16 protein-coding genes are annotated in these 22,978 nt (G+C 29.6%); 5 read left to right on the plus strand and 11 right to left on the minus strand.

Annotation, left to right across the window (positions count from 1 at the left end; genetic code table 11):
- Window positions 1–3 precede the first annotated feature (3 nt).
- The 6 genes from DAD81_RS04900 to DAD81_RS04925 form a co-directional block, all read right to left on the minus strand.
- A complete protein-coding gene (locus DAD81_RS04900) occupies window positions 4–1,137 on the minus strand; it encodes an MBL fold metallo-hydrolase (protein WP_111707117.1) in 1,134 nt (377 codons plus the stop codon).
- Entirely contained in the window at window positions 1,137–1,916 is a 780-nt protein-coding gene (locus DAD81_RS04905; protein ID WP_111707118.1) for an SDR family NAD(P)-dependent oxidoreductase, read from the minus strand. Before DAD81_RS04905 ends, DAD81_RS04900 begins: the two co-directional genes overlap by 1 nt.
- A 62-nt stretch (window positions 1,917–1,978) precedes the next feature.
- On the minus strand, window positions 1,979–2,542 hold the full coding sequence (locus tag DAD81_RS04910; RefSeq protein ID WP_111707119.1) for a TetR/AcrR family transcriptional regulator: 564 nt from the start codon (window positions 2,540–2,542) through the stop codon (window positions 1,979–1,981).
- 325 nt (window positions 2,543–2,867) lie between these two features.
- Entirely contained in the window at window positions 2,868–3,596 is a 729-nt protein-coding gene (locus DAD81_RS04915) for a sulfite exporter TauE/SafE family protein (protein WP_179950024.1), read from the minus strand.
- Window positions 3,597–3,637: 41 nt separating this feature from the next.
- A complete protein-coding gene (locus DAD81_RS04920; RefSeq protein ID WP_111707121.1) occupies window positions 3,638–4,579 on the minus strand; it encodes a TIGR01212 family radical SAM protein in 942 nt (313 codons plus the stop codon).
- A 12-nt stretch (window positions 4,580–4,591) separates the two neighbouring features.
- Window positions 4,592–5,779: an ATP-grasp domain-containing protein gene (locus DAD81_RS04925; RefSeq protein ID WP_111707122.1), complete on the minus strand. Its 1,188-nt coding sequence runs from the start codon at window positions 5,777–5,779 to the stop codon at window positions 4,592–4,594.
- 86 nt (window positions 5,780–5,865) lie between these two features.
- Between DAD81_RS04925 and DAD81_RS04930 the strand changes: the two genes are divergently transcribed.
- Window positions 5,866–6,321, plus strand: a complete 456-nt coding sequence (locus DAD81_RS04930; protein WP_111707123.1) for a GreA/GreB family elongation factor — start codon at window positions 5,866–5,868, stop codon at window positions 6,319–6,321.
- 113 nt (window positions 6,322–6,434) lie between these two features.
- Here the strand turns inward: DAD81_RS04930 and DAD81_RS04935 are convergent, their stop codons facing one another.
- Both DAD81_RS04935 and DAD81_RS04940 read right to left on the minus strand, forming a co-directional pair.
- Window positions 6,435–7,013, minus strand: coding sequence for a heme-binding beta-barrel domain-containing protein (locus tag DAD81_RS04935; RefSeq protein ID WP_111707124.1), 579 nt, complete (start codon window positions 7,011–7,013; stop codon window positions 6,435–6,437).
- Between the two features lie 252 nt (window positions 7,014–7,265).
- The gene (locus DAD81_RS04940; protein ID WP_111707125.1) at window positions 7,266–9,320 is read right to left on the minus strand and encodes a prolyl oligopeptidase family serine peptidase; all 2,055 of its coding nucleotides are present in this window, start codon (window positions 9,318–9,320) and stop codon (window positions 7,266–7,268) included.
- Window positions 9,321–9,583: 263 nt separating this feature from the next.
- Here DAD81_RS04940 and trxA point away from each other — a divergent pair, with 263 nt between their 5' ends.
- Entirely contained in the window at window positions 9,584–9,943 is a 360-nt protein-coding gene (gene trxA / locus DAD81_RS04945) for a thioredoxin (protein ID WP_111707126.1), read from the plus strand.
- A 69-nt stretch (window positions 9,944–10,012) separates the two neighbouring features.
- Here the strand turns inward: trxA and DAD81_RS04950 are convergent, their stop codons facing one another.
- The 3 genes from DAD81_RS04950 to DAD81_RS04960 all read right to left on the minus strand — a co-directional run bounded on the left by DAD81_RS04950 (window position 10,013) and on the right by DAD81_RS04960 (window position 20,209).
- Window positions 10,013–10,978 (minus strand): PorP/SprF family type IX secretion system membrane protein, encoded by a 966-nt coding sequence (locus DAD81_RS04950; RefSeq protein ID WP_157961081.1) that lies wholly within the window; start codon window positions 10,976–10,978, stop codon window positions 10,013–10,015.
- Window positions 10,979–10,988: 10 nt separating this feature from the next.
- On the minus strand, window positions 10,989–18,536 hold the full coding sequence (locus DAD81_RS04955; RefSeq protein ID WP_111707128.1) for a BspA family leucine-rich repeat surface protein: 7,548 nt from the start codon (window positions 18,534–18,536) through the stop codon (window positions 10,989–10,991).
- Window positions 18,537–19,219: 683 nt separating this feature from the next.
- Window positions 19,220–20,209: an aspartate-semialdehyde dehydrogenase gene (locus tag DAD81_RS04960; RefSeq protein ID WP_111707129.1), complete on the minus strand. Its 990-nt coding sequence runs from the start codon at window positions 20,207–20,209 to the stop codon at window positions 19,220–19,222.
- A gap of 218 nt (window positions 20,210–20,427) precedes the next feature.
- Between DAD81_RS04960 and trhO the strand changes: the two genes are divergently transcribed.
- From trhO to DAD81_RS04975, 3 genes are read left to right on the plus strand one after another with little or no spacing between them, the layout of a single operon-like run.
- Complete coding sequence (trhO, locus tag DAD81_RS04965) at window positions 20,428–21,459, plus strand: oxygen-dependent tRNA uridine(34) hydroxylase TrhO (RefSeq protein ID WP_111707130.1); 1,032 nt, start codon at window positions 20,428–20,430, stop codon at window positions 21,457–21,459.
- Window positions 21,460–21,461: 2 nt separating this feature from the next.
- The gene (locus DAD81_RS04970; RefSeq protein ID WP_111707131.1) at window positions 21,462–22,706 is read left to right on the plus strand and encodes a peptidase U32 family protein; all 1,245 of its coding nucleotides are present in this window, start codon (window positions 21,462–21,464) and stop codon (window positions 22,704–22,706) included.
- Window position 22,707: 1 nt separating this feature from the next.
- Entirely contained in the window at window positions 22,708–22,938 is a 231-nt protein-coding gene (locus DAD81_RS04975) for a ferredoxin (RefSeq protein ID WP_111707132.1), read from the plus strand.
- Window positions 22,939–22,978: the final 40 nt, after the last annotated feature.

Here is a 22,978-nt window from a genome sequence, read left to right on the forward strand (position 1 = left end):
AATTTAATTATTTACCCACCATTTTGAAGTTGGATAACTTCCTTTATCTAACACTATAGATTCTCCAATTTTAGGAGTCGCTATTTTTATATTTAATTCTGTAGCCTTTTTTGTAGCTCTTATAATAGGGTCATCCCAGCTATGCAATGCTAATTTAAAAGCGCCCCAATGTATTGGCATCATTAGTTTTGTTTGTAGATCTACAGATGCTTGAATTGTTTCTTCAGGTGTCATATGTATTTGAGACCACTGTTCGTTGTATTGTCCGCATTCTACCATAGAAAAATCAAAAGGACCGTATTTTTTTCCAATTTCTTTAAAATGTTTTCCGTAGCCACTATCTCCACTGAAAAAGATAGAATTATTTTCAGATTTTAAGATCCAAGAACACCAAAGTGTACTGTTTCTATTTGTAATTCCTCTTCCTGAAAAATGACGAGCTGGTGCTGAGGTAAAATCAATTCCCTTAAAATTAATACTTTCCCACCAGTCAAATTCTTTAATTTTTGAATCTTCAACACCCCAAGTAACTAAATGAGCTTTTATTCCTAGTGGAACATAAAATAGATTTACGTTATCTTTCATTTTAACAATAGAACCATAATCTAAATGGTCATAATGATCATGAGAAATTAATACAATATCAATTTTCGGTAATGAATCTATTGAGATTGGCAATTCTTTATTAAATCTTTTTGAACCTAACAAAGGGTGAGGAGCAGCAACTTCACCTAACATTGGGTCTATAAAAATATTTAAGTTTTCCATTTCAACAAGTAAAGCAGAATGCCCAAACCAAGTAATTCTTGGTTGTTGAGGTTTATTGTTAAAATATTTTTTTGTTATTTTATCAAAAGGTAGTTCAGTTTTTGGAATTTTGTTATTTCCATCAGTAAAAAATTGAGGAATTGTTTTCAATTTAAAACCTGTACTTTGAAGTGTTTTTTGTTGATTTTTAAAAACTCCGTTTAAAAAATTTGGAGATTTTTTAATTCGTTCTAAACTTAGTTTAGATGATTTTGCTCCAAATTGTGGACTCACATTAATAAATACAGCTCCACCTAGGGTTGCAATAGCTACTATGGTTAAAATTCCAATCATTGTTTTTTTTAATACTTTTAAAAATGTTTTTATCATTATTTTACTTCTTGCATTTGACGAATTTGTTTTAAAACCATTTTTTTAGGCATAAAAGGTATCATAGCCATCATTATTTTCTCCATAGGTTTTAGACCAGAAATCACATCAATTTTTCCTTTCATCATTCCTTTATAACCATCTTCAGCGACACTTTGCGATGATGCTGTTTTTTTAAACATTTCAGTTTTGTCCATACCTGAAGTTGCTCCAAACTCGCTTTCAGTTGCTCCCGGCATTAGGTTTGTTACCGTAATGTTAGTGTTGTATAATTCTTCAGAAAGTGCATTGCTAAAGAATGTAACGTAAGCTTTTGTGGCAAAGTAAACAGCTTGTAAAGGTCCAGGCATAAAACTTGCTGTAGAAGAAGTATTTAATATTTTACCACTATTACGTTTAACAAATTCAGGTAAAAATAATCGGGTTAAAACTGTTAATGCAGTTATGTTGAGGTTAATCATAGAAATTTGACGATCTAATTCTAATTCGTGAAATTTACCTAAAGCTCCAAATCCTGCATTGTTTATTAAATATTCTATTTCAATCTCTTTTTTAATTACTTCATCAAAAATTTCTTGAGAAGCACTTATGTTTGATAAATCTTTTGAAATAATTTCAACCTTTATTTTATATAATGTTTCTAATTCTTGTTTAAGTTCTTTTAATTTGTCTTTTCTACGAGCTACTAAAACTAAATCACCTCCTTTTTTAGCGTGTATTATAGCTAATTCTTTTCCAATTCCACTTGATGCTCCAGTTATTAATGCTGTTTTAATCATTATTTACTTTAGTTTAATTTTTTTAATTTTGATTGAGTGTTCACTCAGTTATATTTTTAATTCTATGGTTTTAAGCAGTTATAAAACATTTCCCAGGCTTGTTCTAAAAATAAAGAATCATTTTCTAATTTTGGATTTAACCGTAATTGATTTACCATTGAAGTTATTAAACCAAACATTACATTCATAATAAATAATGTGTCGGTATTTTTAATAAATCTATTCTCTTTATAGGTATCTATATAGGCAAAAAACCATTCGTATTTTTTAACAATATCAGGGTGACTTTTAATTTTTTCGGAATAGGTAGAATTATCTGCTTGCCTTAAAAAATCGAACTTTTTGGGGTTTTCTAATCCCCATTTCCAAGAGTTTGTCCAAATTAAACGTAACTTGCTAATTCCAGCTTTTAGTGTGTCAACATCTTTTAAAACACAATCTGTAAATTCCATTTTTAAATCAACATACAATTGAACTATTAAATCATCCTTTGTTTTAAAATAATGAAATAAAATACCAGCACTTACACCAGCTTCTTTTGATATTGCTGAAGTAGGTGTAGCGTGAAAACCTCTCTCTACAAAAAGTTTAGTTGCTGCTTGTAATAATAATTCTCTTTTATCCATTTTAAATTGACTAATCAGTCAACAAAAGTAAATTATTTATTTAAACTGGCAAAAAAAATTATTTTATTCTTAAAAGTTCACTCGTTATAATAGGTTTGGTGTAAATGCTAAAGATTTTAAGTTAATTTTGATAGCTTTTGAAGAGTCGTTTTGGTCAACAACATAATAAGTATCTTAAATTTGCTCTTTGTTTAACATATTTAGAATTCCAAAATTCGGCCTTTTTACTTCTTCTGTTCAGTAAAATTTATAGTCTGGTATATTTTTGTTCTCCGATTAATATTTTATTTTGAATTTGATTATGAAAACCTTTTGCGGGTAATTATTATGAAAAAACTACTTTGGTTAATGTAATAATACCAGTTATAAATATAAGGGTAAGTACAATAGATTTAAATTTTTCTTCGGAAATATGCTCCAATATTTTTTTACCAATATAAGTTCCTACTATGCTAACTACTAATAGAATAGGGATTAAATATAGATCATGATTATGTACATAACCATTTGTGTAATAAACAATACTTCTGCTAAAATCCACTCCTAAATCAATAAACGCAGATGTTGCTATAAAAGTTTCCATTTTTAAACCAAATGAAGCTAAAGTAATTCCTCTAATTGCTCCTCCTGTTCCGATTAAACCAGCAACTAAACCTGAAAAAACACCACCAATAATTGAATTTTTAGCAGTTGTTTTTATTTTTACATTTTTTAGAATAAACAATACAATGCTAGTTATTATTAAAAATAGAGCAAGTAGAATTTCTAAGATATTAATTTTAATAAATTTACTAAAATAAGCGCCAATTATTACAAATAGAATTGCTGGAATTCCTATATGAATAACCAGTTTTTTATCAATACCTTTTCTAAAAAAAGCTATTTTGGTAAGGTTGCTTGATACATGAAAAATGGCAGTAATTCCTAAAACAGAGTGAAAATCTAAAAAAAAACTAGCTATGGGAACAAAAAATAAAGAGGAACCAAAACCTCCTACAGTTCCTAAAATTTCAGCTAAGAGTGCTAATAGAATAAAGTAAACCAAATAATCCAAAATTTATGTTTTAGATATTGTTTACTAAAAATACAATTTTTTTAGGAAACTTTCATTTTATAATTTTTCCCTTGCCAAATGTTCTTTTCAATTAAATTTTTATCAATTTTGGCTACAATTTCAAAGTTTTTAAGTCCTCCCCATTTTGGAGCAATTAACAAGTCTTTTGGAGCTTCGCTAATAAAACGTTCAATTATAATATCTGGTCGGAGGTGAGTAATAAATTCAGAAACAAAATTTATATAATCTTCCGATGTAAATAAATTAAATTTTTCAGGATTTCTATTGTATTGAACTCCCATTATAGAGCCTTTTACAATTTGTAAATGATGTAGTTTTAAGGTTGAAATAGGTAATTTTGAAAGTTCGAAAGCGTGATTTAATAATTGTTTTATACTTTCTCCTGGTAAGCCTAAAATAATATGAGCTCCTAAATGGAAACCTTTATTTCTACATAATTCATACGTTGCTTTTGTTTCTTCAAAAGTATGACAACGGTTTACATCTAACAACGTTTTTTCGTTGGTACTTTCTACACCAAATTCTAAAGAAATAAAGTGTTTTTTAGATAATTCATCTAAGTAATTAATTATTTCTTCTGAAATACAATCTGGACGAGTTCCGATAACCAATCCAACAACCCCATTAACACTTAAAGCTTCTACATACATTTCTTTAAGCGAATTAAAATCTGAATAAGTATTTGTATAGGCTTGAAAATAAGCTAAAAATTTATTGTTTTTTCCTTTTCTAGAGAAGAACTCAACACCCTCTTCTAGTTGCTGTTTAATACTTTTGGTAGGTTCGCAATAATCTGGATTAAAAGTGTCGTTATTACAATATGTACAACCTCCAAATCCTTTTGAACCATCTCTATTTGGACAGGTAAAACCAATATCTAAAGAAATTTTTTGTACTCGTTCACCAAAATTTAATTTAATAAATGAACTATAATCAATGTATCGTTTTCCTGTTATTTTCATTTCGCTGCAAAATTACCAAACATTATTCGATTTAGGCGTAATATACTTTGTAAGATTTGAACTTAAAATTGTAGTTAATTCTATTTCATTTCCTTTAGTTGTTTCTGTAAATAAAAATCCGAAAACTGGAAACTTGTTAAAATCAATTATTCGTAAAATTAATGGTTTTTCGAAATCTTTTTGAAGTTGCTCATAATTGAATGATTCAATATTAGAAGCTTCAATTCCCGAATTATTATCTAATAATACTAAACTATATATTTTATTTTCTTTGGTTTTTAAAATCTCATTCCAATTAGGTTTCTTTTGTTCTAAAAAATATTTATAGGAATTAATACCATAAGCATACCAAGAAATATCTCCAGTTGTACACCAACCTCCAAAACGCATTGGATTTACTTCAATAGGAATTATAGTTCCATTTTTATCAATTCTAACTTCAATATGAATAGGGAAATTTTTTAAATCTGTCTTAAGTCCAATAGTATTAACTAATGGTTGAATTATGGGAAGATTTGTTTCAATAATTTCTTTTGAAGTACTATAAATTCTGTCACTTACATCTTTTCCAGAAGAAAAAATATGGTGCATAATATTTAAAATAACAGCTTCGCCATTTGTGTTAAAATAACAATCTATAGCAAATTCTTCACCTTCAATACATTCTTCAATTATAAAATTATTGGTATTTAAAACTTCATTAGGATAAAAACCTTTAATGTGATTTATTTCTTTATGAATTTTTTCTAAAATTTCAGTCCATTCACTTGGTTCATCAACTTTATGAACACCTAAACTAAAAAAACCAATAGATGGTTTTATAATAAAAGGAAACTTTAAATTATTGATGTTAATAGTATTTAAATCTTCATACTTAACTCCTTTAAAAAAGTAATTTGGGTACACATCTTTTAATAATTCTCTAAATTTAATCTTATTCTTAAACACCTCTATTTTAGAGGGTAGATTAGTAAAATTTAAATTATTTTCAACCCAGCTAATTACATTTTCAGAATTAGAATAAATTAATTGATTAGGGTTTTCTTTAAATTTTTGAACTGCTTCAGTTTCTGAAACCCAATTTAATGAGTTGTTGGTTATAAGTTCTTTTGATGCTTTGGTTGCAACTACGGGAAAATTATTGTTTTTAATAGTTTCAATTAAAAAATCTGAAACATAAGGATGGTCAATTAAAATCATACTAAATATAAATTATAGTGTAAATTTAAGATTTATATTATTTTATTATGTGCAATTAAGAACAAAGTATTTATTTTTGAAATTCAATGAAAAACACTAAAGGAATAAAGGAAAAATTATTAAAAGAGTGCTTTCTATTTGTTGAAAAACGAATGGAAACTATTGAAAAAATAATTACTTCAAACAAAAACGACTTACTTTCTGAAACTAAAAGCTCTGCAGGTGATAAACACGAAACGGGTAGAGCAATGATTCAGTTAGAAATGGAAAAAGCAGGACAACAACTTTCAGAAGTTAATTTAATGCAAGAGATTTTACATAAAATTGATATTAAAAAAACTAGTGAATTTGGTTGTTTAGGAAGTTTAATAAAAACTACCAATGGAACCTATTTTTTAGCTGTTAGTGTTGGGCAACTTAAAGTAGAAAATGAAAATTATTTTGCAGTTTCAACACAATCTCCCATAGGTAAACAGCTACTTGGTAAAAAAGTAGGCGAAACAATTCCGTTTAATAAAGTAAAAATTTTAGAAATACATTAATTTTCGTCATTCTAAATTTATTTCAGAATCTCATCCTATTGATTTCCAATTTTCATGAGAGCCTGAAATAAATTTAGAATGACGATTTTCATTTCTTTTAGTGGTGATAAATTTTATTGAAGAACTAGTTCGTTTTTATCGGTGTGTTCAAATTCTTTACCGTAAATATCTAACATAGTAGTTTCTTCGTATTTTAACTTACCATCTTTGATTTCTATTTTTTGTTTGTAATTTTTTGTTAATGCTTTTTCTTTCATAAATGGAGATTGAATAATTCCCCAATCTTTGTTGTCAATTCCTGCTTCAATTTCAAAAGATAATTTTCCACCTTTAAAATTTTCTTCAGTTAAGGCGGTTCCAGCTAATAAACTTACAGCTCTAGGAATGTTTAAAGAATGCATAATTACATTGTTTTTTTCATCCCACATCCAATAACCAGTTTGATCGTGGAAAATACCATTGTTAGATTTTCTTCTAACAAGTCTACGATAATGTAAAGTTGATAATTTTTGAGATTCGGCATTGGTTACACTTGCATCTCCATCAGTTGTTATAGTAATTGTTTCATAATATGGATTTTCTTCTATTCCATCAGATTCTGGGGAAATATCCATTCCTTTATCACCTTTCCAAACACCGATTAATTCTTTTAACGGTCCGTAATTAATTTCAACAATTGTAGCTTCTTCCATATGGTATTTTAAATTTGATACGAAAGTATAACCCTAAATGTTTAGATTCTATGACTTTTATCAAATAGCTTGTTTTTAATTTCAGATTGACTATTAAAAACAAAGAAGCTGTCTAAAAAGTAATAAAAACAGTCATTCTGAATTTATTTAGCTACGCTGAAACCTCACCACATTAATAATTAATTATTATGAGAACTTGAAATGAATTGAGGTCGATAAAAATTTAATTTTTTAGACAGTTTTAATATATTATTACCCTTTAATTTTGTTAGGTAGCTCTTTGTAACCCATATTGTACAAAGTAAACCCAAAAATATCAGCATATTGCTCAATAGTTTTTGAAACTGGAGTTCCTAAACCGTGACCCGCATTGGTTTCTATGCGTATTAAGGTTGGATTTACTCCCGCTTGTTTAGCTTGTAATTCAGCCGCAAATTTAAATGAATGTGCAGGAACAACTCTATCATCGTGGTCTGCAGTAGTTATTAATGTTGCGGGATATTTAGTTCCTTTTTTTACATTATGAACAGGAGAATATCCTTTTAAATATTCAAACATTTCTTTAGAATCTTCTGCAGTTCCGTAATCATACGCCCAACCTGCACCAGCCGTAAATGTATGATAACGTAGCATATCCAAAACTCCAACAGCAGGTAAAGCCACCTTCATTAAATTAGGATGTTGCGTCATAGTTGCTCCAACTAATAGACCACCGTTAGAACCACCTCTAATTGCTAAATAATCTGATGAAGTATAATTTTCTGACTTTAAGTATTCAGCAGCAGCAATAAAATCATCAAAAACGTTTTGTTTTTGCAATTTTGTTCCAGCATCATGCCATTTTTTACCGTATTCTCCACCACCACGTAAATTAGGCACAGCATAAATTCCACCTTGTTCCATCCAAACCGTATTTCCAATACTAAAACTTGGAGTTAAACTAATGTTGAAACCTCCGTAAGCATATAAAATAGTTGGATTTTTACCATTTAATACTATTCCCTTTTTATAGGAAATTATCATCGGTATTTTTGTACCATCTTTTGAAGTATAAAAAACTTGTTTAGATTCAAAATCTTCTGAATTAAAATCAATAGCAGGTTTTTTGTATAATTTTGAGGCTCCAGTTTTTGGTTTAAATGAATAAATTGAACCAGGAGTAATGTAATTTGTAAATGAATAGTAAATAGTTTCTGCATCTTTTTTACCGCTAAAACCTCCTGCAGTTCCAACGCCAGGCAATTCAATATTTCTAATTAATTTACCATTAAAATTATACTGCATTACTTTAGAAACAGCATCAACCATATATTTTGCAAACATAAATCCGCTAGCGTCAGAAATACTTAAAACATTTTCAGTTTCAGGAATTACATCTACCCAATTTTTAGGAGAAGGATTGGCAACTGCAACTTTAATAACTCGTTTGTTAGGAGCGTTTAAATTTGTAGTCATATAAAAATTACCATTTTTATGGTCAATTACATTTGTATCGTTATCAAAACCTAAAATGATTGGTTTAATTTCACTAGCTGGGTTTGATAAATCTTTAAAGTATAATTCGTTTCCTGAAGTTGAAACTGAAGCACTAATAATTAAATATTTTTCATCATCAGTAACTCCACCACCCACGTAACGTCTTTTTTCTTTGTCTCCAAAAATTATAGGATCATTAGCTTGTTTTGTACCTAGTTTATGGTAAAATAAACGGTGTTGATCTGTTTTTGCTGAAAGTTCACTTCCTTTAGGTTTTTCATAACTTGAATAAAAAATTCCTTCATTCTTTTTCCAAGACATTCCACTAAATTTCACATCAATTAAAGTGTCTTCTTTAATTTCTTTTGAAACAGCATCCATAATTATAATTTTTCTCCAGTCACTTCCTCCTTCGGAAATAGCGTATGAAACTAAACTACCATCTTTAGAGAATGATAAACCACTTAATGAAGTTGTTCCGTCTTCAGAAAAAGTATTTGGATCTAAAAATACTTCAGGTTCTTCTTCGTCCTTAAAACGGTATAAAACATATTGGTTTTGTAAACCGTTGTTTTTGTAGAAATATGTGAAATCACCTTCTTTAAACGGCGAACCAATTTTTTCGTAATTCCATAGTTTTTCTAATCTGTTTTTTAATTCTTCACGATATGGAATGTTAGCCAAATAATTGAATGTAACTTTGTTTTGAGATTGTACCCATGCTGTTGTTTCTTCAGATCTATCATCTTCTAACCAGGAATAAGGGTCTTTAACATTAATACCAAAATAGTTTGTAACAGTATCAACTTGTTTTGTTGTAGGATAGTTCAATTGTGTATTGTTATTTTAGGTTCGGAATTTTTACATGAAAAAGTAGAATTCCAATTGTAGTTATTAAATTCAATTTTAATGAAAACAAATTTAGCTAAAAAAAGACATATTAAATTGTATTAGTTTTTTGTTTTTAAGTCGGTTTATAATTGGTTAAACCATTGGTAACAATAGTTACTTTGTTATTGTAAGAATTTTGTCAATTTGTCGTCCAATAAAATAATATAGTAATTGCTATATTTTTTATAACAAAATTTAAAAAAATGACAGAATTATTGACAAAAGAGACTTTTTTTGAAAAAGTTTTTAATTTCGAAAAAAATAAAGAGTGGAAATTTGAAGGAGAAATTCCTTGTATTATTGATTTTTATGCAGATTGGTGTGGACCTTGTAAGGCTGTAGCTCCTGTTTTAGAAGAATTAAGTAATGATTATGAAGGGAAAGTTAATATTTACAAAGTAGATACTGAAGCAGAACAAGAATTAGCTGCTGCTTTTGGAATTAGAAGTATTCCTTCTATGCTATTTGTCCCTAAAGAAGGTGAACCACAAATGGCGCAAGGAGCGCTTCCTAAGCACCAATTAGAACAAATTATGAATGATGTTTTAGCAGTAGCTAAATAAAATATAACCCCAGTAAAACCCCAGTAAAAAAGCCGCATATTGTGCGGCTTTTTTTATATTTAATATGAACTAGTTTTCATTTTCTTGATTTTTATTTGATGAAATTTCTTCAGAATTTTTATTTTTCATCCAATAAAGTGGCGGTTTTCTTTTAGTATTACTTTTACCCATATTTAGAATAACAGAAAACTCATGAGAACCATTGTTGTAATTAGATAAATCTGAAGTTATCGCATCATAGGTATATCCAACTTTTAAATTATCTGTTAAACGAATTTGAAATATTCCAGAGATAGATTCATCTATTCTGTGAGAAATACCAAACTCTAATTTGTCTAACCATAAAATACTTGCTGAAATGTCTGTTGAAAGCGGACTTCCATTTACCGCTCTTAACATAAAAGAAGGTCTTAGTTTAAAATTATCATTTAAATTAAATATATACCCTGAAGATAAATAAAATATCATTTCATCAGAAGCACTTGAAACAACTGTACTATTTTTATCGTAATGTTTACTTTTTAGAATATTTACGGTTGATAAACTAAGGTAAAATCGGTTGGTATAATAAAATGCTCCAGCTCCTAAATTAGGGTTGAATACATTTATGTTTTCGCTAAAAAGATTGTCATTTTCAATTCCTAATTTAAGTAGATCTACATCTAAAAAACTACCACCTGCTTTTAAACCAAAAGCCAGAGTAGAAGATTCAGAAGGATAAATAGAATAAGAGAAATCTGCATATAAATGGGTTTCGCTTAATACGTATACTTTGTCATTTACTATAGATAAACCTAGCCCTACGTTTTTACCAGTTGGCCCGTGTAATGATAGTGTTTTGGTCTCAGGACTACCAGCTTCACCTGCCCATTGACTGCGAATATTAAGTGTTCCTGTAAACAATCCATGGCTACCAGAATAAGCAGGGTTAATTAAACTGAAATTATTGTAATACTGTGTATATAAAGGATCTTGTTGTGCAAAACTATTCACACCAATGGTTAAAATAATTAAAAGTGTTATAAATTTTTTCATTTGAATCTTTTTAATAGTTGATATAAACCCATCCTTTAAAAATTTTACTACCTCCATTTATGCTTAATACATAAAAATATGGAGCTGCAGGTAACCTCTTATTTTTACCTGAAGAGACACCATCCCAATAATTTTGGTAAGTTTTGGATTCAAAAACAATGTTTCCAAAACGGTTATAAATTTGAATGCTGTTGTTTGGATATCTATGCAATCCCTTGATGATAAATTCATCGTTTGCACCATCACCATTAGGAGAAAACCCTTTAGGGATTTCTAAATCACCTTCATCACAAATATCGCCAATACCATTTCTATCTATATCTGCTTGATTATTGTTTGAAACAGTAGGGCAATTATCAACATTATTTTCTATACCATCACCATCCATATCATCATCACAACTATCTGCAATGGTATCATTATCCAAATCATTAGAAGTGAACGTAACCAATGCGGTGTCAGAAGTACTATTTCCAGAGTTGTCTGTTACAGTTAGAGTAACTGTATGCTCATTTAATGCAGGACAAATAAACAATGTTTTATCAAGACTCATAGAAGTAATACCGTTAGTATCATAACTTCCATCATCAACATCTTCAGCTGTAATAGATGCATTTCCGTTACTATCAAGTTCAACTGAAATATTTTTTGTAATCACAATTGGGGCACCGAATTCTTTAATAGTTACTATTGAAATGCATGAACTAGTATTACCACTTTTATCCGTTACTGTGAGTTTTACAGAGTTTTCACCAATGGAACTAGCATTAAATGAATTTTTGTTAATTGTAATAGAGTCTATTTCGCAATTATCTGTACTCCCATTATTTATATCTTCTGCAGTTATTGTTGTATTTCCAGTTTCATCTAATTCAATACTAAATTGAGATACACAATTAGCAATAGGAGCAACCATATCTTTAATTGTTACAATTGCAGTTTTAGAAGCACTATTCCCATTGTTGTCTGTAACTATTAAGGTAACAGTATTTTCTCCGGAGCTAGAACAATTAAAAGTGTTTTTATCAATTGTCATAGATTTAATTCCACAGGTATCAGAAGAGCCATCATCAATATCTTGAGGTACTAAAGTTATATTGGTATTTTCGTTAAGTTCAATAGTTATGTTTTTAGTAATTACTGTTGGTGCAATAGTATCAGTCACTGTTACTATTGCATTTGCAGTTTCACTATTTCCATTTATATCAGTAACGGTTAAAATAACTGTATTCTCACCAATATTAGAACAATTAAAAGAAGTTTTATTTAAACTAATTGATTCAATTTCGCAATTATCAGAGGATCCATTATCAATATCATCAGGGATAATTGATGCAATTCCGTCGGCATCTAATTCTATAGAAATATTTTTAGTAATTACTGTTGGAGCTAATTTATCTTCAATAGTTATAATTGCGTTTCCAGTAGTAATATTTCCAGAACTATCTTTAGCAGTTAATACCACAGTGTTTTCTCCAATATTAGAACAATCATAAGAAGATTTATCTAAACTAAAAGACTCTATTTCACAATTGTCTGAAGAGCCATTATCAATATCAGCAGCAATAATTAATGCAATTCCATCAGCATCTAATTCAGCAGTTATATTTTTAGTTATTACTGTTGGTGAAATAGTGTCACTCACTGTTACTATTGCATTAGCAGTTTCGCTATTTCCATTTACATCAGTTACAGTTAAAATAACTGTATTTTCACCAATATTAGAACAGTTAAAAGTAGTTTTATCTAAACTTATAGATTCAATTTCACAATTGTTTGAAGAGCCATTATCAATATCAGTTGTGATAATTGATGCAATTCCATTAGCATCTAATTCAATAGAAATATTTTTAGTAATTACTGTTGGTGAAATAGTATTATTCACTGTTACAATTGCATTAGCAGTTTCACTATTTCCATTTATATCAGTTACAGTTAAAATAACTGTATTCTCACCAATATTAGAACAATCAAAAGAAGTTTTATTTAAACTTATAGATTCAATTTCGCAATTATCAGAGGATCCGTTATTAATATCAGCAGCGATAATTGACGCTTTTCCGTCGGCATCTAATTCAATAGAAACATTTTTAGTAATAATTGTTGGAGCTAATTTATCCTCAATATTTATAATTGCGTTTCCAGTAGAAATATTTCCAGAACTATCTTTAGCAGTTAATACCACAGTGTTTTCACCAATATTAGAACAATCAAAAGAAGATTTATCTAAACTAAAAGACTCTATTTCACAATTGTCTGAAGAGCCATTATCAATATCAGCGGCAATAATTAATGCAATTCCATCAGCATCTAATTCAGCAATTATATTTTTAGTAATTACTGTTGGTGAAATAGTATCATTCACTGTTACAATTGCATTTGCAGTTTCACTATTTCCATTTACATCAGTAACAGTTAATACCACAGTGTTTTCACCAATATTAGAACAGTCAAAAGAAGTTTTATCTAAACTAAAAGATTCAATTTCACAATTATCAGAAGAGCCATTATCAATATCAGAAGCGATAATTGATGCAATTCCATCAGCATCTAATTCAATAGAAACATTTTTAGTAATAATTATAGGAGCTATTTTATCTTCAAGAGTAACAATTGCGTTTCCAGTAGAAATATTTCCAGATTTATCTTTAACAGTTAATACTAAAGTGTTTTCACCAATATTAGAACAGTTAAAAGAAGTTTTATCTAAACTAATAGATTCAATTTCACAATTGTCTGAAGAGCCATTATCAATATCAGTAGCAATAATTGATGCAATTCCATTAGCATCTAATTCTGCAGTTATATTTTGAGTAATTACTGTTGGTGGAATTTTCTCACTCACTGTTACAATTGCATTAGCAGTTTTGCTATTTCCATTAACATCAGTTACAGTTAAAATAACTGGATTATCACCAATATTAGAACAATCAAAAGAAGTTTTATCTAAGCTTAAAGATTCAATTTCACAATTGTCTGAAGAGCCATTGTTAATATCAGCAGCAATAATTGATATCTTTCCATCTGCATCTAATTCAATAGAAATATTTTTAGTTATGGCTGTTGGAGCTATTTTATCATCAACAGTCACAGTAGCATTTCCAGTAGTAATATTTCCAGAACTATCTTTAGCGGTTAATACCACAGTATTTTCACCAATATTAGAACAATCAAAAGAAGATTTATCTAAACTAAAAGACTCGATTTCACAATTGTCAGAGGATATATTATGAATATCAGCAGTGGTAATTGAAGCAATTCCGTCAGCATCTAATTCTATAGAAATATTTTCAGTAATAATTGTAGGAGCTATTTTATCCTCAATGGTTACAATAGCGTTTCCATTAGAAATATTTCCAGATTTATCTTCAATCGTTAATACCACAGTGTTTTCACCAATATTAGAACAATCAAAAGAAGTTTTATCTAAACTAATAGATTCAATTTCACAATTGTCTGAAGAGGCATTATCAATATCAGCTGTGGTAATAGATCCCTTTCCGTTAGCATCCAATTCTACAGTTATATTTTTAGTAATAACTGTTGGTGGAATTTTTTCACTCACAGTTACAATCGCATTTGCTGTTTTACTATTTCCATTTACATCAGTTACAGATAAAACAACTGCATTATCACCAATATTAGAACAGTTAAAAGAAGTTTTATCTAAGCTTAAAGATTCAATTTCACAATTGTCTGAAGATCCATTATCAATATCAGCAGCAATAATTGATATTTTTCCGTCAGCATTTAATTCAATAGAAATATTTTTAGTAATAGCTGTTGGTGCTATTTTATCCTCAACGGTCACAATAGCGGTTCCAGTAGAAATATTTCCAGAACTATCTTCAATGGTTAATATCACAGTATTTTCTCCTAGTTGGCTACAATTAAAACTTGTTTTATCAACTGTATAAGTCGCTATTTCACAATTGTCTGTTGAAACATTATCTATTTGTTCGGCTGTTATTTCGGCCACTCCTGTAGCATTCAATTGTACTGTAATATTCTTGGTTAAAACTATAGGTTCAACTTTATCTTCAACAGTTACCGTGGCAGTACAAGTATCTGTAATCCCTATGTCATCAGTTACAGTTAAAGTAACTAGATTTGTACCAATGTTGGTGCAAGAAAAAGTATCATTATCTATTGTTAATGTAAATGTACTTTCTGCATCACTTGAGCCTCCATCAATATCTGAAGCTAAAATTGTTATAGTTCCGTTTTCTGTAAGTTGAGCTGTAAAATCTTTACAAACTGCTATTGGCGGTGTATTACATCTGCCACCATCAGTAATTGTCCAATTAAAATCATCAAGTATTTTTTTTCTTTCAATAACACTATTGCAATATAAACTGTTACCTCCATGAAAAGAGACATCGTCTATTAATGTTCTTGCAGACCAACCTATTAATAAATTATCATAATTATCTGTAGATAAAGTTACGCCATTGAACATAAACTCCATGTTTTCTACATTTTTCACATTCCAAGAGCCAATATCTTGATTGAAGAAAATAGCATTATTAAACATATAACTCATATTAGTAACATTACTAACATCCCAATCACCAATATCCTGGTTGAAGAAAGTAGGACTTTTAAATATAAGTAGCATATCTTTTACACTGTTTAAATCCCAATTGTCTATGTAATCATTGAAAGAAGCAGAATTATATAACATATTTTCTTCACTACTTTTATTCCAAGGTCCAATATCCTCATCGTAGGAAGTAAAATCATAGAACATAAGACTCATATTAGTAACACTACCTACATCCCAAGAACCTATATCCTGATTAAAGGAAGTTGCGTTATAAAACATAACACTCATATTAATAACATTACTTACATCCCAAGAGCCAATATCTTTATTAAATAAAATTGCCAAAGCAAACATATAGCTCATATCTGTAGCTCCACTTACATCCCAAGCACTAATATCCTGATTGAAGGAAATTGCACTAAAAAACATAAAATTCATGTTAGTAACATTACTTACATCCCAAGAGCCAATATCTTGATTGAACAACGTAGCAAAACCGAATATACCACTCATATCTGTAACACTACTCACATCCCAAAAACCTATATTTTGATTGAAAGAAGTTGCTCCAGAAAACATAAAACTCATATCTGTTACTAACGATAAGTCAGGTGCATCTATAGCATTCACTTCTAAATTTGAACAGCCTCCAAAACTAGCTTGCATAGAACCCCATTTTTGGGTTCCCCATTGATCTACAGATAGTATTTTATCTTTATCTCCAAGACCATTAAATTTTAAATGAGGGAAATCTCCTGTAATTTTTACGGTGTGTAAGCCGGCTGTTCCATAAGTATGTGTTGTATTTGTATTTTGGTTGGTATTTATATTTCCATCTCCCCAATCTATGGTGTAATTAAAGGTTCCTTCACCTGTTGGGATTGTAATTGTTTCATTTGCAGCCGTAGTTCTCCAAGTGGTAATAAATTCAGTACCAGCACAATTTTCTCCACCATCGGTAATAGTCCAACCATTGTTGAAGTCTAATATATCTCTAGCTGATTTAGCATTACAATACTTACTATTACCACCGTGGAAGTTAACATTTGGTTTTACTGTTTGGGAAGACCAACCATATAATAATTTTTCATAATTAGCAGTAGATAATGTTACGCCATTAAACATGTTACTCATGTTAGTAATACTACTCACATTCCAAGATCCGATATCTTCATTGAAAGAAGTAGCACCATTAAACATATTACTCATATCTGTTACTAAAGATAAATCTGGTATATCTGTAGCATTCACTTCTAAATTTAAGCATCCAAAAAAACTAGCTTCCATAGAGCCCCATTGTTGGGTTCCCCACTGTTCTATAGAGAGTATTTTTGCTTTATCACCAATCCCATTAAATTTTATATGCGGAAAATCTCCCGTAATTGTTACCGAGTGTAATCCTGCTGTTTCATAGGTATGTGTTGCATTTGTAGTTTGGTTAATACTTATATTGCCATCTCCCCAATCTACGTTATAATTAAAGGTTCCTGTGCCTGTTGGGATGGTAATTATTTCATTGGCAGTTTTTGTTTGCCAAGTGGTGGTAAATTCAGCACCAGTACAATTTTTGCCACCGTCAGTAATGGCCCAACCAAAATTATCAATTATTTTTTGTCTTGTGGTTTCACCATTACAATAAACACTGTTACCACCATTAAAGTTAATATTTGGCTGCAATGTTTGTTCGAACCAACCATATAATAATTGTTCATAATTAAGTGTAGATAAGGTAACGTTATTTAACATATCAATCATATCTAATACACTGCTTACATCCCAAGAACCTATATTCTGATTAAAAGAAGTGGCATTATTGAACATAAAACTCATATCAGTAACACTACTTACATCCCAAGAGCCTATATCCTGATTAAAAGAAGTGGCATAAGAAAACATAACACCCATATTAGTAACACTACTCACATTCCAAGAACCTATATCCTGATTAAAAGAAGTGGCATTATTGAACATAACATTCATATTTACAACATTACTTACATCCCAAGAACCAATATTTCGATTGAAGGAAGTTGCCGAAGAAAACATATAAGACATATCTTTCACATTGCCTACATTCCAGCGGCCAATATCTTGATTGAAGGAAGTTGCGTTAAAGAACATAACACCCATATCAGTAACTTTACTAACATCCCAAGAGCCAATATCCTTATTGAAAGAAGAGGCATCATAAAACATACTATTCATATTAATAACACTACTCACATCCCAAGAACCTATATCTTGATTAAAAGAAGAGGCATTATTGAACATAAAATCCATATTAATAACATTACTCACATTCCAAGAACTAATATCTTGATTGAAAGAAGTAGCTCCGGAAAACATATAACTCATCTCTGTTACCAATGATAAGTCTGGAACATCCATTGCATTTACAGTTAAATTTGAACAACCATAAAAACTGCGGTCCATAGACCTCCATTGCTGTGTTCCCCACTGCTCAATAGTTAGTATTTTGGTTTTATCTCCATTATTATTAAATTGTATATTAGGGAAAATTCCAGTAATTTTTACAGTGTGCGTACCTGCATTTGCATAACTATGTGTTGCGCTTGCGATTTGGTTAGTACTTATATTACCGTCTCCCCAATCTACGTTATAAAAAAAGGTTCCAGAGCCTATAGGTATTGTAATTGTTTCGTTCGCAGTTGTGGTTCGCCAAGTAGTAATAAATTCTGGAGATTGTTGTAGAATTGTAAAATTCTCATTTTCCTCATAGTTTGGAACCTCAGAATTTGTAAACAACCCTCCATTATTTGATAAATCAGATGTTAAGATGCAATAACTTGCTTCATTGACAGCCCCAAACTCTACCGTTTTATTATTACAGTTGTCATTGTTAACTATTGCAAATTTGTTTAATGTTGAAGTACTAATTGCATTAGAAAAATCTCCTATAAAAGAGTATTCATTAAATAAATTCTTCGCATTTACCGAAAAAAAGAATAATACAAGAACACTCAATATTACTGTAGATATTAATTTTTTCATAATATTTTTTTGTTGTTAGTAATATTTAATACTTAAATTATGAGCAGTCTTCAGGTTAAAAGTAATTGGGTAAGTTTCTTTTTTACGGAAATTATACTCTAGCAAAAAGTATTTATGCTAAGATAGCATTTTTTTTCTTCCTTCTTAGAAGTAATATATATGTTTTTTTTAAGATTTAAAGTTGTTAAAAGTCTTAAAATTAACAGTTTATTTTCCTTTTTTGTGTTGTGTTTCTTATTTATTTCAAAATAAAAGTTACCTAGATTTATATATCTTAATTAGATAATTACGTATAATACTTAGGTTTACGTGTAAAATTTATAGTGCTGAGAATCAATGAAATAAAAATATATTTTAAGAAGTGTTGAATCTGATTGTTTTAAAGTGAAAAACGTAATTAAATATTAGATAAGCCAAGGTTTTTTATTGTTTTTAGTACATATTGTTATTAGAACAAAAAGCATTTTATTTAAAAAAAATGATGGTTTTCTATGAAGGTTATAGGGTGATTTTTTTTAAAAAAATAAAGAGTGGAAGTTTGAAGGTGAAATTCTTTGTGTTTTTTGCAGATTAATGCGAGTCTTGCAACTCTGTTGTAACTTTTTGAGAAGTATTAATTAATCATATAAAAAAAGCCGCACATTGTGCGGCTTTTTTTACTATATATAACTTTTGGTTAAAAATTAAACCAATCCATTTTCAATTAAATATTCAGCTATTTGAATAGTATTTGTTGCAGCACCTTTACGTAAATTATCGGCAACAATCCACATATTTAATGTGTTTGGTTGAGATTCATCACGTCTTAATCTACCTACAAAAACTTCATCTTTATTATGTGCATGAATTGGCATAGGATACACATTATTGTCTAAATCATCACTTACAATAATACCAGGCATATCAGTTAATAACTGACGAACTTCAGCTAAATCAAAATCATTTTCAAACTGAACATTTACAGCTTCTGAATGTCCACCTGCAGTAGGTATACGAACCGCAGTTGCAGTAACAGAGAAAGAATCATCACTTAAAATCTTTTTAGGTTCTTTAACCAATTTCATTTCTTCTTTGGTATATCCGTTTTCTAAAAATACATCACAATGTGGAATTGCATTTCTATAAATAGGATAATTGTAAGCCATTTCACCTTCAATTCCTTTTTCTTCGTTGTCTAATTGTCTTACAGCTTGAACACCAGTTCCAGAAACAGATTGGTAAGTAGAGATAACTAAACGTTTCATTTTGTATTTATTATGCAAAGGAGCCAATGCCAATACCATTTGAATGGTAGAACAGTTTGGGTTTGCAATAATTTTATCTTCTTTTGTTAATTCGTTTCCATTAATTTCTGGTACAATTAACTTTTTTGAAGGATCCATTCTCCAAGCAGATGAGTTGTCAACCACTGTACAACCAACTTCTGCAAATTTAGGAGCCCATTCTTCTGAAGTGCTTCCACCTGCAGAAAATAAAGCAATATCGGGTTTTGCATCAACAGCATCTTGTAAGCCAATAACGGTATAAGTTTTTCCGTTATATTCTATTTGTTTACCCTTTGATCTTTCTGAGGCAACTAACAATAATTCTGTAATTGGAAAATTTCTTTCCGCTAATACTTGCAACATAACGTTTCCTACCATACCGGTAGCGCCTACAACAGCTACTTTCATCTTTTATTTGGTTTTATTTTTTAATAACACTGCAAATTTTTGTAAAAAAACTGAACTTACCAATAGAAGTTAACGAAAATAACAAATAAATAATTTTTTGTTAAAAAAGGATTACTCGCTTGAATTTACAATAGTTATTAGAAAATACGTAATTTTGCAAAAAATCAAAAAAGAATAATTCATTATTCTAAAATATTGTTTAACTAAAAAAGTATAGCATGCAACTGTACAATAAGTTAAGCGCTGAAGAACGTGCTCAATTAATAGATGAGGCGGGAAAAGATCGTTTAACCATTTCATTCTATCAATATTACAAGATAGAAAACCCAGAAATATTAAGAAACCATTTATATATTGAATGGGATAAACTTGAGGTATTAGGTAGAACCTACGTTTCAAATGAAGGAATTAATGCTCAAATTTCTGTTCCTGCAGAAAATTTAATAGTACTTAAAGAACAATTAGATAGTATTTCATTTCTAAAAGATTGTCGATTAAATATAGCTATAGAGCAGGACAACAAATCATTTTTAAAATTAAAAGTAAAGGTTAGAGATAAAATTGTAGCTGATGGTTTAAATGATAAAACTTTTGACGTTACAAATAAAGGAATTCATTTAAATGCTGAAGAATTTAATAAAAAATTGCAAGACCCTAACACAATTTGTGTGGATATGCGCAATCATTACGAAAGTGAAATTGGTCATTTTGAAGGTGCTGTAACACCTGATGTTGATACGTTTAGAGATTCTTTAGATATTATTGAAGATAATTTAAAGGATCATAAAGAAGATAAAAACTTGTTAATGTATTGTACAGGTGGAATTCGCTGTGAAAAAGCAAGTGCATACTACAAACATAAAGGGTTTAAAAATGTTTTTCAACTTGAAGGAGGAATAATAGAATATACTCGCCAAGTAAAAAATAATAACTTAGAGAATAAATTTATTGGTAAAAACTTTGTTTTTGATCATAGAAGATCCGAAAGAATCTCTGAAGATGTTATTGCAAACTGCCATCAATGTGGTGAACCTTGTGATACACATGTAAATTGTGCCAATGAAGCCTGTCATTTATTGTTTATTCAATGCGAAAAATGTGCAGAAAAAATGGATACTTGTTGTTCAACAGCGTGTCAAGAAATTAATAAATTACCTTCTGAAGTTCAAAAAGAGTTGCGAAAAGGAATTCCGAATAGCAATAAAATTTTTAAAAAAGGGCGTTCAGAAGTTTTAACTTATAAAAAATAAAAATGCAGAAAATAGAATTAATGGCACCTGCCGGAAACTTTGAATCAATGCAAGCTGCGTTGGATAATGGAGCAGATTCCATATATTTTGGTGTAGAGCAATTAAATATGAGAGCAAGAGCATCTATCAATTTCACGTTAGATGATTTACAAGAAATTTCTGATAGATGTAAAGCTAAAAATGTAAGAACATACCTTACTTTAAATACCATAATTTACGATCACGATTTAACCATTGTAAAAACGTTGCTGCAAAAAGCAAAAGAAGCAGATATTACTGCGGTAATTGCTATGGATCAAGCGGTAATTAATACAGCTAAAGAAATAGGAATGGAAATTCATATTTCAACCCAAATAAATATTACCAATTTTGAAACTGCTAAATTCTACGCCATGTTTGCTGATACTATGGTGTTGAGTAGAGAGTTGAGTTTACGTCAGGTAAAAAAAATCACAAAACAAATTGAAAAAGAAAATGTTTGTGGGCCTTCTGGTAAATTAGTAGAAATTGAAATATTTGGTCACGGTGCTTTATGTATGGCAGTTTCTGGAAAATGTTATATGAGTTTACACAACCATAATTCTTCAGCAAATAGAGGCGCTTGTAAGCAAAATTGCCGTAAAAAATATACAGTTATAGATCAGGAAACTGGTGTTGAAATGGAATTGGATAACGAGTATATCATGTCTCCAAAAGATTTATGTACTATTGATTTTTTAAATGAAATTGTTGATGCAGGTGTAACGGTTTTAAAAATTGAAGGTAGAGGTAGAGCTCCAGAATATGTTGCAAAAGTAATTAAATGTTACCGTGATGCAATTGATAGTATAGAAGAAGGTACTTATAGCAAAGAAAAAGTAATTCTTTGGATGAAAGAATTAGAAACGGTTTATAACCGTGGTTTTTGGAGTGGATATTACCTAGGTCAAAAATTAGGTGAATGGAGTAAAGGTTCTGGAAGTCATGCAACACAAAAGAAAGTGTACTTAGGAAAAGGGATGCATTATTTTCCAAAGGCAAATATTGGAGAGTTTAAAATTGAAGCTTATGATATTGCTGTTGGTGATACCATTTTAATAACTGGGCCAACTACCGGAGCTAAAGAAATGGAAGTGAAAGAAATGTTTGTAAATGATAAGAAGAACGATAAAGGTAGCAAAGGAGATTCTGTTACAATACCTTTAGAGTTTAGAATAAGACCATCAGACAAATTATATAAAATTGTTGAAAATAAAGTAGAAGCCTAAAATGGTAATTATTACATTGCAAAGAGCCAAATGTATTGGCTGTAATTACTGTGTTGAATTGGCTCCTGCTCAGTTTCAAATGTCTAAAAAAGACGGGAAATCGGTATTACTTCATTCAAAAGAAAAGAAAGGGTTTTTTACAATTAAATCTCCCGACGAAACCATTTTTGATGATAGTACTAAAGCTAAAGAAGCTTGTCCGGTAAAAATTATTGATGTAAAACAGACTTAAATTTCATTTTTTTACGTTTTACTTTAATAATTTAAATTAT

Source organism: Lutibacter citreus, assembly GCF_003260195.1.
GTDB lineage: Bacteria > Bacteroidota > Bacteroidia > Flavobacteriales > Flavobacteriaceae > Lutibacter > Lutibacter citreus.